The 14,161-nt window shown below is 55.2% G+C and carries 10 protein-coding genes and 2 tRNA genes; 3 read left to right on the forward strand and 9 right to left on the reverse strand.

Translation table 11 applies throughout. From position 1 onward, the window contains the following. Positions 1-264: 264 nt before the first annotated feature. Positions 265-359: transfer RNA gene (locus FYJ44_RS08015), tRNA-Ser, on the reverse strand. Positions 360-608: 249 nt separating this feature from the next. Here FYJ44_RS08015 and FYJ44_RS08020 point away from each other — a divergent pair. From FYJ44_RS08020 to FYJ44_RS08030, 3 genes are all read left to right on the forward strand, one after another. Next, positions 609-2,315, forward strand: a complete 1,707-nt coding sequence (locus FYJ44_RS08020; RefSeq protein ID WP_154511154.1) for a glutamine--tRNA ligase/YqeY domain fusion protein — start codon at positions 609-611, stop codon at positions 2,313-2,315. A 78-nt stretch (positions 2,316-2,393) separates the two neighbouring features. Beyond that, positions 2,394-2,469 (forward strand) — tRNA-Lys (locus FYJ44_RS08025). Positions 2,470-2,961: 492 nt separating this feature from the next. After that, the gene (locus tag FYJ44_RS08030) at positions 2,962-3,753 is read left to right on the forward strand and encodes an IclR family transcriptional regulator (RefSeq protein WP_154510990.1); all 792 of its coding nucleotides are present in this window, start codon (positions 2,962-2,964) and stop codon (positions 3,751-3,753) included. 145 nt (positions 3,754-3,898) lie between these two features. On the opposite strand, the gene FYJ44_RS08035 is transcribed toward FYJ44_RS08030, so the two are convergent. The 8 genes from FYJ44_RS08035 to FYJ44_RS08070 all read right to left on the reverse strand — a co-directional run bounded on the left by FYJ44_RS08035 (position 3,899) and on the right by FYJ44_RS08070 (position 14,126). Next, positions 3,899-4,495, reverse strand: a complete 597-nt coding sequence (locus tag FYJ44_RS08035) for an acetate--CoA ligase family protein (RefSeq protein ID WP_326833676.1) — start codon at positions 4,493-4,495, stop codon at positions 3,899-3,901. A gap of 103 nt (positions 4,496-4,598) precedes the next feature. Further along, on the reverse strand, positions 4,599-6,449 hold the full coding sequence (gene ltrA / locus FYJ44_RS08040) for a group II intron reverse transcriptase/maturase (RefSeq protein ID WP_229772605.1): 1,851 nt from the start codon (positions 6,447-6,449) through the stop codon (positions 4,599-4,601). Between the two features lie 618 nt (positions 6,450-7,067). Next, entirely contained in the window at positions 7,068-8,582 is a 1,515-nt protein-coding gene (locus FYJ44_RS08045) for an acetate--CoA ligase family protein (protein WP_154510996.1), read from the reverse strand. 99 nt (positions 8,583-8,681) lie between these two features. Next, the gene (locus FYJ44_RS08050) at positions 8,682-9,590 is read right to left on the reverse strand and encodes a sulfite exporter TauE/SafE family protein (protein WP_154510998.1); all 909 of its coding nucleotides are present in this window, start codon (positions 9,588-9,590) and stop codon (positions 8,682-8,684) included. 149 nt (positions 9,591-9,739) lie between these two features. Next, positions 9,740-11,125 carry an FAD-dependent oxidoreductase gene (locus FYJ44_RS08055; RefSeq protein WP_154511000.1) on the reverse strand — a complete coding sequence of 462 codons (1,386 nt, stop codon included), beginning with the start codon at positions 11,123-11,125 and terminating at the stop codon, positions 9,740-9,742. After that, positions 11,118-11,429 carry a (2Fe-2S)-binding protein gene (locus FYJ44_RS08060; protein WP_154511002.1) on the reverse strand — a complete coding sequence of 104 codons (312 nt, stop codon included), beginning with the start codon at positions 11,427-11,429 and terminating at the stop codon, positions 11,118-11,120. The genes FYJ44_RS08055 and FYJ44_RS08060 overlap by 8 nt, the downstream gene beginning before the upstream one ends. A gap of 11 nt (positions 11,430-11,440) precedes the next feature. After that, the gene (locus FYJ44_RS08065) at positions 11,441-12,646 is read right to left on the reverse strand and encodes an NAD(P)/FAD-dependent oxidoreductase (RefSeq protein WP_154511004.1); all 1,206 of its coding nucleotides are present in this window, start codon (positions 12,644-12,646) and stop codon (positions 11,441-11,443) included. Between the two features lie 49 nt (positions 12,647-12,695). After that, positions 12,696-14,126, reverse strand: coding sequence for an MFS transporter (locus FYJ44_RS08070; protein WP_154511006.1), 1,431 nt, complete (start codon positions 14,124-14,126; stop codon positions 12,696-12,698). Positions 14,127-14,161: the final 35 nt, after the last annotated feature.

The raw sequence follows: 14,161 nt of genomic DNA on the forward strand, positions 1-14,161 counted from the left end.
GAATGGGAGGATTTTTCATACTTGCCCATGGCAATGCATAAGTTGAAAATGCGTACTGTGTTTTCGGCAATTTTATACTGGGGGCTTGCCCTCAGCCTGAAGCTGCTGGAACAGCGCCCGCACGTCCGTGGGCTTTACATCATTAACGCGCACCCTCTAAAGCGATTTTTCTTAGTCCGAGTATCACGTATCCAACAAAAGAACGCCCGGAAATCATTTTCTGGTAATGATTTCCGGGCGTTCTTCGACGAATTGGAAAAATTCTGGCGGAGAGGGAGGGATTTGAACCCTCGATACAGGTTTAAGCCCGTATACTCGCTTAGCAGGCGAGCTCCTTCGGCCGGCTCGGACACCTCTCCGCAAGGTCACGCCATAATGGCGAACCGTGGGTTTGAAAGCTAGCCCAGTCCGGATTTGCTGTCAAGAGTCCGGCGAGTTTTGTCGTCTGTTGCCGTATGGAAGGGCCGCCCGCCCTCCGCACCACGCTTGGCCGCATCCGAAAGCCGGGCGCGCATTGACCCGCAGGGCGGCTTGGCGTATTTTTTTAAATTCCTGTTTATCACTTCCGCATGGAGCGCACTATGGCCCCCACCAGCAATCCCGACTCGATGCAAATCAACAGCGACGCCACGACCCCTGAACCGGCCAGGCCAGGCGTGGACTTCATCCGCGCCCGTATTCAGGAGGACAACGCTTCCGGCCGTTTCGGCGGTCAGGTCCACACGCGCTTTCCGCCGGAGCCCAACGGCTACCTGCATCTCGGGCACGCCAAGTCCATCTGCCTCAATTTCGGCGTGGCGCGGGAATTCGGCGGCCTGTGCAATCTGCGTTTCGACGACACCAATCCCACCAAGGAAGAAACCGAGTACGTGGAGTCCATCCGCGAGGACGTGCGCTGGCTGGGCGGCGACTGGCAGGACCGGGAATTTTACGCTTCCAATTATTTTGAACAGCTCTACGCCTACGCCGAGCAGCTGATCCGGATGGGCAAGGCCTATGTGGACGACCTTTCCGCCGACGAGATCCGCGAATATCGCGGCACCCTCACCGAGCCCGGCCGCGAAAGCCCGTACCGCAACCGCAGCGTGGAGGAAAATCTGGATCTCTTCCGCCGCATGCGCGCCGGGGAGTTCCCGGACGGCGTGCGCGTGCTGCGGGCTAAGATCGACATGGCCTCGCCCAACCTGGTCATGCGCGATCCCACGCTTTACCGCATCCGTCACGCCGAGCATCACCGCACGGGCAATGCCTGGTGTATCTATCCCATGTACGACTTTACGCATTGCCTGTCCGACTCGCTGGAGGGCATCACGCATTCGCTCTGCACTCTTGAATTCGTGAACAACCGCGAACTGTACGACTGGGTGCTGGACACGCTGGGCGTGTACCATCCGCAGCAGATCGAATTTGCCCGCCTGAACCTGACCTATACCGTGCTCTCCAAGCGCAAGCTGATCCAGCTGGTCAAGGAGGGCCACGTCCGGGGCTGGGACGACCCGCGCATGCCCACGCTCAGCGGCCTGCGCCGCCGGGGCGTGCCGGCCGCCGCCCTGCGCGAGTTCTGTGCCCGTATCGGTCTGGCCCGCGCCGATTCCATTGTGGATTATTCCATGCTGGAATTCTGCGTCCGCGAGCACCTCAACGCGTACGCCCCGCGCGTCATGGCCGTGCTGGACCCCGTCAAGGTGGTCATTGAGAATTATCCGGAAGGGCAGGTGGAGGAATTTGAAATGCCCTACCACCCGGAAGACCCCTCCTACGGCAGCCGTAAGGTGCCTTTCTCGCGCGAGCTGTATATCGAGCGCGACGACTTCCGCCAGGACCCGCCCAAGAAATTCCACCGTCTCTCGCCCGGCGCGGAAGTGCGCCTGCGCTACGCCTATTTCATCACCTGCCGCGAGGCCGTGCTGGACGAGGCGGGCAACGTGCTGGAACTGCGTTGCGTGTACGATCCCCAGAGCCGGGGCGGCCAGAGCCCGGACGGCCGCAAGGTCAAGGGCACCATCCACTGGGTGTCGGCGGCGCACGCCCTTCCGGCGGAGGTGCGCCTGTACGACCATCTTTTCGCGGTGGAAAATCCCAATGCCGCGCCCGAGGGCAAGACCTTTCTGGACAACCTCAATCCCGATTCGCTGCGGGTGGTGCGCGGGCTGCTGGAACCGGCCCTGGGCGAGGGCGAAATCGGCCGGACTCTGCAATTCGAACGCCTGGGCTATTTCTGCAAGGACAGGGACAGCTCGCCGGAACTGCCCGTGTTCAACCGCACGGCCACCCTGCGCGACACCTGGGCCAAGCTGGAAAAAAAGGGAGCGTAACCCGCCCGCGCCGTTCGTATTTCGCGGCATGCACGGCTTGACAGTTCGGGCGTAAGCGGCTATGGTATTCCCCTCAATGGGTCGTTAACTCAGTAGGTAGAGTATCTGCCTTTTAAGCAGAGAGTCGCAGGTTCGATCCCCGCACGACCCACCAATTTTTCATTTCACGAAGCCCCGCAAAGCCCAAAAAGCCTTGCGGGGCTTCACTTTTCACGGATTCTGGTGTCTAGTAATGTGGTACCACTTGGCCTATAAACGTCAGGTTCTTTGTCGGCATCTATCTTATCCCAGCGTGTTTTTTGTATTTCTGGGAATGCTGGGCGAAGGGCAATTTTCCCATAAGGAGCTCTTCTGCGGTCTGCGAATTCTGACGTATATTTTCTATTTTCGCAGGCTACCTCAGTGGGAGAATCCTTCTTCCAGGCAGGGAAAGCAAAATTTATCAGGAATTGCAAATGGCCAGACAGCAATGAATCAAAATTACATCTGTTTCAGTGTATAGAGTACTATTGAAGTCGTAGGGCACTGCATTAAAAAATGTGAGTGGTATAAAAACAAGGTAAGCCAGTAAACGTATCATGCCAATGTAACAGAATTTGATTTTTATTATTAAAAACAGTATGTTGAAAAACAACAGGAATTATGTATGACGCAGACTGTAAAAAAATACTATGAAGTTGGCGCCGTTTCTAAGGCATGCCTTCTCATTGAAATGCTCTCGACCCGCAAATCCTGGGAATTGGCCGCTCTGAGCAAGGCTGTGGGCCTACCCAAGACCACTGTGCACAGAATGATTCTGACACTGGAAGACAATGGCTATGTCATTCAGGAGAAGCAACGCGGGGAATATTGCCTTTCCTTCAAAATGTTTTCCGTGGGCAGCAGGATGCTGCGCTATTCCAGCATGGTGGATGTGGCCAGACCGTACTGCATGGAATTGCTGGAGGCCGTCAACGAAACGGTGAACCTGTGCGTGCCCTTTGGTACGGACATGCTAGTGGTGGACCGGCATATCACCACGCAGCCGTTGCGTCAGGACACCGTCATCGGTGGGACCTTTCCCATGCTGCAGTCGGCGTCCGGCAAGATCTTTCTGGCCTTTGCCCAAGAAGCGGAAGTGCGCAAGGCCGTGGAGCAGGTGCGGGAAAAATCGGGCCGGGAGTTTGCGGATAAACTGATGCTCACTCTGCGCGCGGAACTGGAAGAAGTGCGCAAGACGGGCCTTGCCTATGACGCGGAAGAGGTTTTCAAGGGAGTACGCTGTGTGGCTGTGCCCATTCTCGATTTTCAGAATTGCCTGGCCGGAACGTTGAGCGTTTCCGTGCCCACGGTGCGGCTTAACAAAAAGACCATGGCCAACATCAAGCAGCAGATTGTACAAATGTCGCAGAAAATCTCCCTGAGGCTGGGAGCCTCCCCCGCGAGTCTGCCTTTTTGAGCATTGCGCCAGAAGCGCTTCCCGCAGACAAAAGGGACGCTGCCCGCCTCTTTGTAAAGGCAGGCAGCTTCCTTCAGACAGAACAGCGGCTTTCGCGAAAATCAGTGACAGCGCAGCTTGCGCTGATTCAGCGAATAAAAAGCTGTTATGTCTTGTTGATAATCAGTGCATCCACGGCCTTGGCACCTTGCCCCTCGGGATAGACCAACAGCGGGTTGATGTCGATCTGGCTTACCTTGTCCATATGCTCCGTGGCATACCTGGACACGCTCATAATGGCCGTCACCACAGCCTCCATATCCAGTTTTTTGCCGCCGCGCGCCCCTTTGAGCAAAGGATAGCCCTTGAGGCTTTTGAGCATGTTCATGGCTTCTGAGCGGCTCACCGGGGCTGGGCACAGGGCTATGTCCTTGAATATTTCCACAAAAATGCCGCCAAGGCCGCACAGCACCACCGGGCCGAACTGCGGGTCATTATTGACGCCGATGATGATTTCCAGCCCGGCCGGTGCCATTTCCTGAATCAGCACGCCGTTAAGGCATGCCTCGGGCGCGTTTATGCGCACATTTTCCAGAATCCGGTCAAAGGCCGCCGCCGCTTCGCCGCTGTCACGCACATTAAGGACCACACCGCCCACATCGGACTTGTGCATGATCTGCTCGGACTCGATCTTCATCACCACCGGGAAGCCCAAACTTTCCGCTGCGGCAGCGGCCTTGGCTCCCCCGGCTTCACACGGCACCAGTACTTCCCTGGTGACGGGGTAGAGTAGGGGCGCGTTATCCGGTCTGGATGCACTACCCCTCTCTCCGAACCGTGCTTGCACCTTTCGATGCACACGGCTCTCACGGATGCCTCCTTGCTTTGGCTCGCCAATAGGGAAGGTCACGGCGGTGAAGCTCATTGTGGCAATCAACACAGAGAACCATGGTCTTTCGACGCATGGCGCACATCATTTGTTGCCACAGTTGCTTCTTTCCCTGTACATCCTTCAGAGCTTTAATGTGATGAACCTCCATATATCCCCCTGTTTTCCCACAATATTCGCAGGTGTTTGCATTTAATCGCTGCACCAATTCTGAACGAGTCATTGTGAATCGTGTAGTGTCCCAAGGAGTATCCACATTAGAATTATGGATTTTTGGAGGTTCATGGTCTTTCAACCTGAAAAGCCTGTAGGATTTTGGAATTCCGTTGATATTTACCTTCAGTTCATATCCAGATTGAGCAGATAGTTTCATTTTACGAGCTACTTTTCCTATGGAACTCTTGTGCTTATGAGAGAGTGTTGCAAAGAAACTCCATTGGGCTAGACCAATAACTCTTTGCAGAGCTGTTTTGTAGCCTTGAGCAAGGGAATAATAATTTGCTAATCCTCTCATTTCCGCATTATATGTCATCAATATTTCCACATCGCTACGCCGTAACAATGCAGGACGACTTTTTGGGCGGAATATTGCCATATCTCCATAGCCATTTTTACTCGCGTATTGGAACATCTTTTCAGATGGAATGTGGAGCTGCATTTTTTCTGAAATTGTCCTTCGATTACAAGTTCCCTTTCCCCATGCAATTTTTGTCGTCTTTGTGCTTGTGTATGTCTTTATATCATACCCAAGAAATCTAACTCCATCATTTGCATCTGCGATACAAGTTTTCTCTTCAGACACTTCAAGCAGAAGAACATTATTTATATATTCCTTCACTTGTAGCATTACTGATTCAGCTTCTTTGCGTGTACCAATGACTCCAATGATGAAATCATCAGCATACCTAACGTAACGAAGCCTCCTATATTCAGAGTCAACGTGTAATCTGGAATTGATAACTCGCATTTTTTTCTGTATCTCTCGGCGTTCGCGTAGTATCTCCTTGCGGGCATCATTCAAAGGTTTGCCTTCTTTGAATTTCTGCCTAAGCTCTCTAAGCTCACGATTGATTATAATCATCTGCCTACACAGCTTTTTGTAATCGGGATTATCCTTTCGTCTTTCACCTTTGTTGAATTGGCAAATCATATCTTCCATAAACGTATCAAGTTCATGAAGGTATATGTTAGCTAATATTGGTGAAATGACGCCACCTTGTGGTGTCCCACTCCATGTAGCATTGTATTTCCAATCTTGAGCGTATCCAGCTTTGAGCATTTGACGAATAATATGAATTATGCGCTTGTCATCAATCTTCTTCTCCAGAAATTCAATCATCTTATTATGATTGATATTGTCAAAGAATCCTTTGATATCAAACTCAATAATCCACTTCGTTCCGTTCCAGACGTTTTTTACCTGTCGCAAAGCAGAATGACAGGATTTTCCCGGTCTGAATCCATGAGAATTTTCAGAGAAAATAGGCTCATAGATTTGCTCAAGAAGGATTCTGACCACTTCTTGCACCAGTTTGTCGTCTCCGGTTGGAATACCGAGAGGACGCAACTTTCCATTCTTTTTGGGAATGTATGTGCGCCGTACAGGTTTCGGACAATATTCACGCCTTGCCAACAGCCCAATCAAATGGTTCACCCTTTCTTCGGAGAACCCATCAAGCGTATTTCTATCTACGCCCTTTGTTATGGCTCCCTTGTTAGAGTATATGTTGGCATAGGCTTGCTTCCACAGAACTTCAGGGTTGGTCGCCAGCCTGAACAGGCCATTGACCCTTCTTCCACTCATGGAAACCTTTGCAATGGAATTCATAGCCTTTATCGTAGTTTCTGTTCGCATTAGCGCAACCTACTTATGACTTGTAATTCCGACATCCATAGCTCCCTTCCCCCACATATTTCCGGCTTTCGTCGCATTCCTGCTTTACTTATACCGTAATTGCGGACCGATTGGATACGTTCTGCCATTGTCATTACAACATGACTTTGGGTACTACGGAGCCTCCGTTGCCATACAGGTTGTCTTTTATAACAAACCAGCTTAGGCAATCCTGTGTTTATCTGTAAGTAAAGATACGTCATGGTTAGGTGCCCTTTTCGTCTTTTCATCCCTATTGGGAAGTGCCATGAGGCAGCAAATTATGACAGATAGAATGCCAGTCCATCATATACCTCATTACAACGTCTCAATCACCTTTTCTTCGTTGTTATAGAAACCAAATATTGCTCAGACTAGGGTTCAGGCAATTCAGCTTTCACCATACATGACTTGCACTTGCATAAGACTATGACCGGTGATTGTCATTCTTTGTGCCTTTTCCAGAGATGCTATGTTCACGTTCCGCTTTCGCAGTTTCAGCTTTTACAAGCACCGCTAACTCTGGCGTGCATGGAATCTATTTGCAATTCCAGGGTATTCAACCCACTTCCCTTACAAACTTACACAGCGCACCATCCCATATTTGCCCAGTTTTTCCTTGCTGACGCGCTCCGTGAGGGCCACTGGGGTTCCCGCACCAACCGTCTGCCCCTTTGTGGCGACGGGCAGGTCCAGATCTTTTTCGTCGGCATTGTACTGAATGAAGTCCGCCAGATGTCTGAGTGTGGAAAAGGCGTAGTGAGTGGGCGGTAGAATGGGAACCCCTACCGCTGCCAGCCGCTCGGCCAGGGCTCGCTCACGGGTATTTTCCATCAGCGGCACAAAGGCCATGGGCTTGGCCTTGCCCTGCCTTGCGACCTTTTCAATACCCTCAATCATGGTGATGACGTCAGGAGCTATGTTTTTTTGTAAAATAGTGAAGCACAACAGGCACATGCCAATATTCGGATCGTCCATGACGGTGCGGAGCGCCTTGGCGAAAACGTCGCTGTCGTAGGACATGGTGAAGGTCATGTCTAAGGGGTTATTAGCTGTGGCGTAATAGGGCAGCATGGCTTGCAGGGCATCACGTGTTTCCGATTCAAAATCGGGGAAATTGATACCGTTGTAAAAGGCGGAGTCGGCGCAGACGACACCTTCGCCCCCGGAAAAGGCCATGGCCGAAAAAGTAGGTTTGGCTGGTAGTTCTGGCAGCGTGGACAGCACTGTGGATATGGCGTGCAATTCTTCCAGGTCTTTGACCCTGATGACGCCGAACTTTTTGGCTATGGCGTCAAAAGCCTTGTCCGCTCCGGCCATACTGCCGGTGTGGGATGAGGCCAGGGCGCTGGCTTTTTCCGAAGCGCCCACCTTGAGGATAACCACAGGCTTACGCTTACGCGCGGCCTTTTGCAGCGTGCTGATGAATTTGGACGGATCTTTGATGCCTTCCACATAGACGGCCACCACTTTGGTGTCCGGATCGTCCACCAGAAAGTCCATGTAATCTTCCACATACACGGTGGAACAGTTGCCCACGGACATCATATAAGAAAACCGGGTCGTGTTCTCCATGAGCGACTGGCACAGCTGGCCGCTCTGCGACACAAAGCCTATGTTGCCTCTGAAATTGCGATCTTCGATGATGAAGGCGAAAGAGCATACTCTGTCAATATAATTGTTGAATCCACCACAGTTGGGCCCCATGAGCGCCATGTCCAGCTCATGGCACAGAGCGGTGAGTTCGGCTTGAGCTCTCTTGCCCTCCTCGTCGCGTGTCTCGCCATAGCCGCTGGCGTAGACTACCGCGCCCTTGCAGCCCTTGGATGCGGCTTCGCGCAGAAGGCCGGGAACCGCCTTTTTGGAAGTGCAGATAACCACCGTATCTATATCTTCCGGAATATCTGAAATGCTGTGATAGCATTTTTCGCCGAAGATTGTGTCGTACTTGGGATTCACCATGTACACATCTTCCATACGGCCCCACAGCTTGATGTTGTGCAGCAGATCGCCGCCCATGGTGCTCGGTTTTTCACTGGCGCCCACCACAGCCATTTTACGGGGCTTCAATAGCTTGTTCAGATCCATCGTAGTACTCCTTTATGGGCATGTGCTTGATGACGGCTCTTGGGCCGTATTCTGATATGGCTCCCGGCATGTGCGGAACCGCCGTCGTTCTCTCCGTGCTTATTCCGGTGCCGGGGCAGAGGCCCGCTGCGGCTCTGCCTTCCCCATTTCCCTTCTGCCCTTGAGTAGGGCGTAGAACATGGTCGCTGAGGTGTAGAGCACCACGCCGATGACCACCCACTTCAATACACCGAGCGGAATGGATTTCACAAAGATGGCGGCCACGCTCACACCCAGAATGCCGGACAGGGAGATGATCATGGAAATCTTGCGGTCGTACGCGCCTTCCTTGATAAATTTGAGCCCGGCCACGGGCATGAGAAAGGCGCAGGAACCCATCATGATGGGGAAGGCCACCAAGGGGGACATGCCAAGAAAATAGATGAGGGCCATGCAGGGCGCATACGCGCCTATGCCTGCCGTCATCAGCACGCCCAGAATGAAGTTGCCCACATTGGCGATGACCAAATTGCTCCCGGTAAGTCCGGTGGCCGTGCCGCCGCCTGGCATCCAGCCCATGAGCCCGCAAAACATGATGATGGCCGTGACGAACAGGGCCATACTGAGGGTAAAGCGGATTTTGTGCACAGAGAAACGCGAGATGATGGAGGCGCCGAAATACGCTCCCGCCGAACTGGAAACAAGCATGGTGACCAGGGTCAGGGGGTCCACCTCAATGGCGGTGATGAGAAAGGTGGCCGAAACCACCTCCGGCAGAGAAGTACAGACATTCAGAGTGCCTGGAATTTTTCTGTCGTCAATTATCTTGAAAAGTTTGAACAGGGCGGTGGATGTGGCGAAGTTGCCTATGCCCAGCACATCGAAAAACAGAGTGACAAAACCCAGAACACCCACCAAGGGAGTGGATACCTTGGTGTTTTCCTGTCGGTGCGCTCTGTAGTCTTTGATGAATACATACGCAAAATACAGCCCCAAAAGCAGGAGGATACCGAGAATGATTATGAGCATCGCTGCTCCCTTGGCCCCAATGCGGTGCCTGTGGAGGTTTTTACCGCACGAACGCGATCTGGCCGCGTTATACGCGGCATGATCAGTGTTCCTGCCGCGTCGGCGGGGAGAAGGCCACCCCGCCGACGGATGCATCAAAAAGCTGGAGCTTACAGAGAATCTGCGGAACTGCGCATGGCCACCAGTTCACCTATGCGTAAGGGAAAGAGCGGAGGCTGGGCCGTGTACAAAGGTAAACTTTCCAGAGGCAGACCCTGGGTCTGGGCTATCATCTCCACTACCGCCGAACCGCACATGCGGCCCTGGCAGGTGCCCATGCCCGGACGGGCCTGAGCCTTGAGGCCGTCAGGGGTGTAGCAGCCCTGCTGCACAATTTTGCGCAACTGTCCGGCGGTCAATTCCTCACAGCGGCACACCACAGCCTCATCCGCCGGTTGCAGCATGGACGGTAACGGTGCGAAGTACTGGTCAAGAAAGGGCTGCAAGGCCCGGCACCGCCAAAGCACGCGCCGACAGAAGGTCGCCTCGGCGTCACGTTGCGCCGTGGTCAGGCGGCCCAGTTCGCGGCAGATGTCCAACCCCACAAGACTGCCTTCGGCCTGAGCTGCCACAGCCCCGCGCACGCCGGCCACGTCCCCCGCCGTACGGATGGCGGGAACACTGGTCTGACCCCACATGTCCGCACTGACGTGCCAGTAGCGCTGGCGCTCATTCCACTGATGGCGGCAGCGGGCCAGTCTGGTGATGCGGCTTTCGGAAATGACGCCCTCATGCAGCAGCACAGTGGCGGCGGCCAAGGTCTTTCTGCCGCCGCGGCCGGTGTAGCTGATCTTCAGCCCGCCCGGGCTATCCTGCTCCATGCGGATGTCATGTGCGCCGAATATACACTTGTGCTTGAGGAAGGTCTGTGCGGCCATGCTCATGCCGTGCAGAAAGTAGGCAGGGCGGGCGAACGCCCCGGCCATGTGGCGCATGGCCAGCAACGCGTTGCGCAGTCTGCCGGTAAAGAGCACGGCCCGCACCGGCACCTTGTAGTGGTGCAGATGCACGGCGGCCTGCAAAATGAGCGGCCCGTTGCCGCACAGCACCACCGGCCCCTGCGGCAGCAATGAGGCGGACTTGAGCAGCACGTCGGACGCGCCGGACCCCATGACGCCGGGCAAGGTCCAGCCGGGCAGCGGCACGGGGCGCTCCATAGCCCCCGAGGCCAGCAGCACCTGACGGCACCTGACTCCCTGGCTCCGCCCGTTCTGACTGAAATAGATCTGATCCGGAGAGATATCCCACACATTGGCCCCGGCCTCGAACTGCGCCCCACATGCCAGAAAGCGTTGCGCCAGGGGACGCCCCGCCGCGTAATCGCCGCCCAATTCATGGATCAAGGGTGAGCTGGCCACACTTCTGAAAATTTGACCTCCCGGCTCGATCTGGCGATCCAGCACCAGGGTGCTCAGGCCATGCTTCGTGGTTTCGATGGCCGCGCTCATACCCGCAGGACCGGCACCGACAATGACGACATCCCATGAATTACGCATGGCTCTTCTCCTCCTTCCGCATGTCGGGCGCGCCGGACTGGCGGTTCACCCGCATGCCTTCCGTCACCACTGTCAGGCAGGCCTGTCGGTTGGGTATGCCGTCAATGGTCATAAGACATTCAAAGCAAACGCCCATCTGGCAGAAAGGCCCACGCCTCTGCCCGCCGTGCGAGGTGCGGGTCCAGCCCTCGGCGGGATTCAGCACCGCCGCCGCCACGGTTATGCCCTCCTCGGCCTGCACGGGTTGATCTTCAAAATAGATGGTGACCACGTTTCCCTTGGGTTCCCTGACTTTCTTGAACATATCCGTACTCCTTACACCGCCGTCTGGCCGACAGGCATGGCGGGAGGGTTGAGGCCGAATCGGTCAATGCCCATGTAGCTGATGTCGATGAAGGGGGTCTGACCCCGCACCAATTGCGACATGATCTTGCCGGTGATGAGCGAAAGGCTGATGCCGAGACCCTCATGTCCGGCCCCGATGAACAAGCCGGGGATGTGCGTGGTGGAGATGATGGGCAGTTCGTCCGTGGTGGCGGGGCGCACTCCGGCGTAACACCGCAGCAGGCGCATGTCGGAAAGGGCCGGAAAGAACTGCGTCCCGCGTTCGGCCACGGCACGCATGACGGAGGGGTGGGGCCGCGTGTCCATACCCACAAAACGGCGGCTGCTGCCTATGAGCACAGTGCCCGCCGTGGAAGGCTCAATGACGAAGGCCACGCCGAACTTATCCATGTCCGGGGTGACGTTGTCGCGCTTGAGGCCGTGCTTGGTGAGCAGATAGCCGTATTCCACATAGGCCTTGTTGAGCAGGCCCTGGACACGCTCTGTGACCAGAATGTGTCCCTGACGCGGGCGGATGGGCACGTTGACCCCCAGCATGGCCCCCAGGCGCGGCGTCCATACCCCTGCGGCGAGCACCACGTTTTCCGTGAGGATCAGCCCCTTGTCCGTCTCCACCCCGCTGACGCGGCCGTTCTCCATGCGCAGATCCATGACGTGCGTACGCGGCATGATGACGGCTCCGTGAGCTCTGGCGTGCTCGGCCAAGCCAAAGCAAAGGCGCATGGGGTTCAGCGTGCAGTCATTATTGAAGTTCAGGCAGCCTATGACATTATCGCCTATATTAGGCTCATGGCGGCGCAATTCGTCGCGGTCCCACAGCGTTACGTTATAACCTTCCTTTTGTTTGCCTTCATAATTGGCTTTCACCATTTCCAGATGGCTCTCATTGTCCACCAGCAGGCCGATACCTTCGGGGCTGAAGTCGAAATCCACCGGCAGGAATTTTTGGGCCTCGTAGAAGAGATCCTGTCCTGTTTTGCAGAACAGGCTGAAATCGCCGGGTGGCGTATCGTAGGTCACCACATGCCCCTCGCAGCGGCGGCTGGTTCCCCAAGCGAATTCGCCGCGCTCCACTAGTGTTACATCCATTCCGCCCATGGCCAGGTAGCAGGCCACCGAGGTTCCGACGGCCCCGCCGCCGATGACGACGGTTCCGGCTGTCCGTTTGTTGCTCATGATATTTCTCCTTGCGGGCTGCATCGTGAAGTCATTGGGGCCGTCGGCTTCAGGCCATGCGGGAATCCGTGGGATCGGCGCCTTTGGCAAGGCCGCAACCGTCGACCAGAGGGCAGCTGGAGCCGTCAAGAAGACAATCTGTGTCCTCAAAACAGCGCGAGGTTTCCTCCAGGCTGCAGTGGGCGGTTTCCGGGGCCATCTTCAGGCTCACCGCGAAGCCCAGCATGGTGATGCAGGCGGCGATCATCATGGTGACCTGAATGTTGAGACGGGCCAGAGCCAGGGGCACCAGGTAGGTGCCTATGGCCGCTCCTATCCTGGTGAGGGAGGAGGCCAGACCCACGGCGGAGGCGCGTATTTCGGTGGGGAAGAGCTCGTTGGGATAGACGAATTGCAGGTTCTGGGAACCGCTGGTGCACAGCGCGTACATGGAAAAAAGCAGGAAGATGACATAGGGTGGGGCATTACTGAAAATGCTGAGCAGGGTGAGGGCTACAGCGGACCAGAAAAAACTGTGCAGCAACAGGGAACGTCGTCCCATCTTGTTGATGAGTTGCAGAGAAAGAAAACATCCCAGCATGAAGATGATAGTCATCACCGCCGACCCCGCATTGCCGAGGTTGCCGGATATGCCGAGGGCAACCATGATCTTGGGGGCAAAGGAATATACGGCAAACAGCGGCACCACCGCGCAGGTCCAAAAAACCGTGATGAAGAGCATGCGCGCGCCATACCCCGAATGGAACATCTGCCACACGCTCACCCTGGCGCTCTTTTTGACCAAGCCTTGCAGGTCTGTCAGGGACACGTTTTTGTCGTACACCAGCTTCAGTACCGCGCAGGCCTCGACGAAACGTCCCTTCTGGCTCAGCCACAGCGGCGATTCCGGCGTGTGACGGCGTATGAAGAGAAACACCACGGCGGGAATCACCGCACTGGCCAACATCCAGCGCCATGCCTCCGGCCCGGTGTTCAGCATTAACTCGCCGACAATATAGGCGCAGCTTGCCCCCACAAACCACATGGCCTCAAGCAGGCCGATAAAGGGGCCGCGGTATTTTTTCGGGGTAAATTCCGCCAGCAGGGCTGTGGCAATGGGATAGTCCGCACCCACGGCAACGCCCAGCAACAGACGGCAGATGAAAAGGTAAAGGCCGGTTTCCGCCCAGAACTGGGCCAAAGAGAAAAGCGCCAGCGCAATGAGGTCAATGGAATACAACAGTTGGCGGCCGTATTTGTCGGTAAACAGTCCCCCGAGGAATCCGCCGAAAAACATGCCGACCAGGGTCCCGGCTCCCACCATGCCTTCCCAGAACAGGGACAGGCCCATGTAGGGCGTTATCTGCACAAGGGCGATGCCTATCATCCCCATCACATATCCGTCGAGAAAAGGGCCTCCCGCCGAATACACCACCAGTCGTTTATGAAATCTGTTGAGTTGCGCATTATCGCATAATTCAGTCAGCGGCACGGTTTCCATAAAATATCCTTTGGCAATATGGTCGTGTTGCTTCA

Origin of the sequence: Desulfovibrio porci (assembly GCF_009696265.1) — a bacterium.
Taxonomy (GTDB): Bacteria; Desulfobacterota; Desulfovibrionia; order Desulfovibrionales; family Desulfovibrionaceae; genus Desulfovibrio; species Desulfovibrio porci.

Excerpts from the sequence above, each read along its gene's own strand:
- FYJ44_RS08020 (WP_154511154.1), top strand. The coding sequence starts at position 609 with ATGCAAATCAACAGCGACGCCACGACCCCTGAACCGGCCAGGCCAGGC.
- FYJ44_RS08030 (WP_154510990.1), top strand. The coding sequence starts at position 2,962 with ATGACGCAGACTGTAAAAAAATACTATGAAGTTGGCGCCGTTTCTAAG.
- ltrA (WP_229772605.1), bottom strand. The coding sequence starts at position 6,449 with ATGAATTCCATTGCAAAGGTTTCCATGAGTGGAAGAAGGGTCAATGGC.
- FYJ44_RS08045 (WP_154510996.1), bottom strand. The coding sequence starts at position 8,582 with ATGGATCTGAACAAGCTATTGAAGCCCCGTAAAATGGCTGTGGTGGGC.
- FYJ44_RS08050 (WP_154510998.1), bottom strand. The coding sequence starts at position 9,590 with ATGCTCATAATCATTCTCGGTATCCTCCTGCTTTTGGGGCTGTATTTT.
- FYJ44_RS08055 (WP_154511000.1), bottom strand. The coding sequence starts at position 11,125 with ATGCGTAATTCATGGGATGTCGTCATTGTCGGTGCCGGTCCTGCGGGT.
- FYJ44_RS08060 (WP_154511002.1), bottom strand. The coding sequence starts at position 11,429 with ATGTTCAAGAAAGTCAGGGAACCCAAGGGAAACGTGGTCACCATCTAT.
- FYJ44_RS08065 (WP_154511004.1), bottom strand. The coding sequence starts at position 12,646 with ATGAGCAACAAACGGACAGCCGGAACCGTCGTCATCGGCGGCGGGGCC.
- FYJ44_RS08070 (WP_154511006.1), bottom strand. The coding sequence starts at position 14,126 with ATGGAAACCGTGCCGCTGACTGAATTATGCGATAATGCGCAACTCAAC.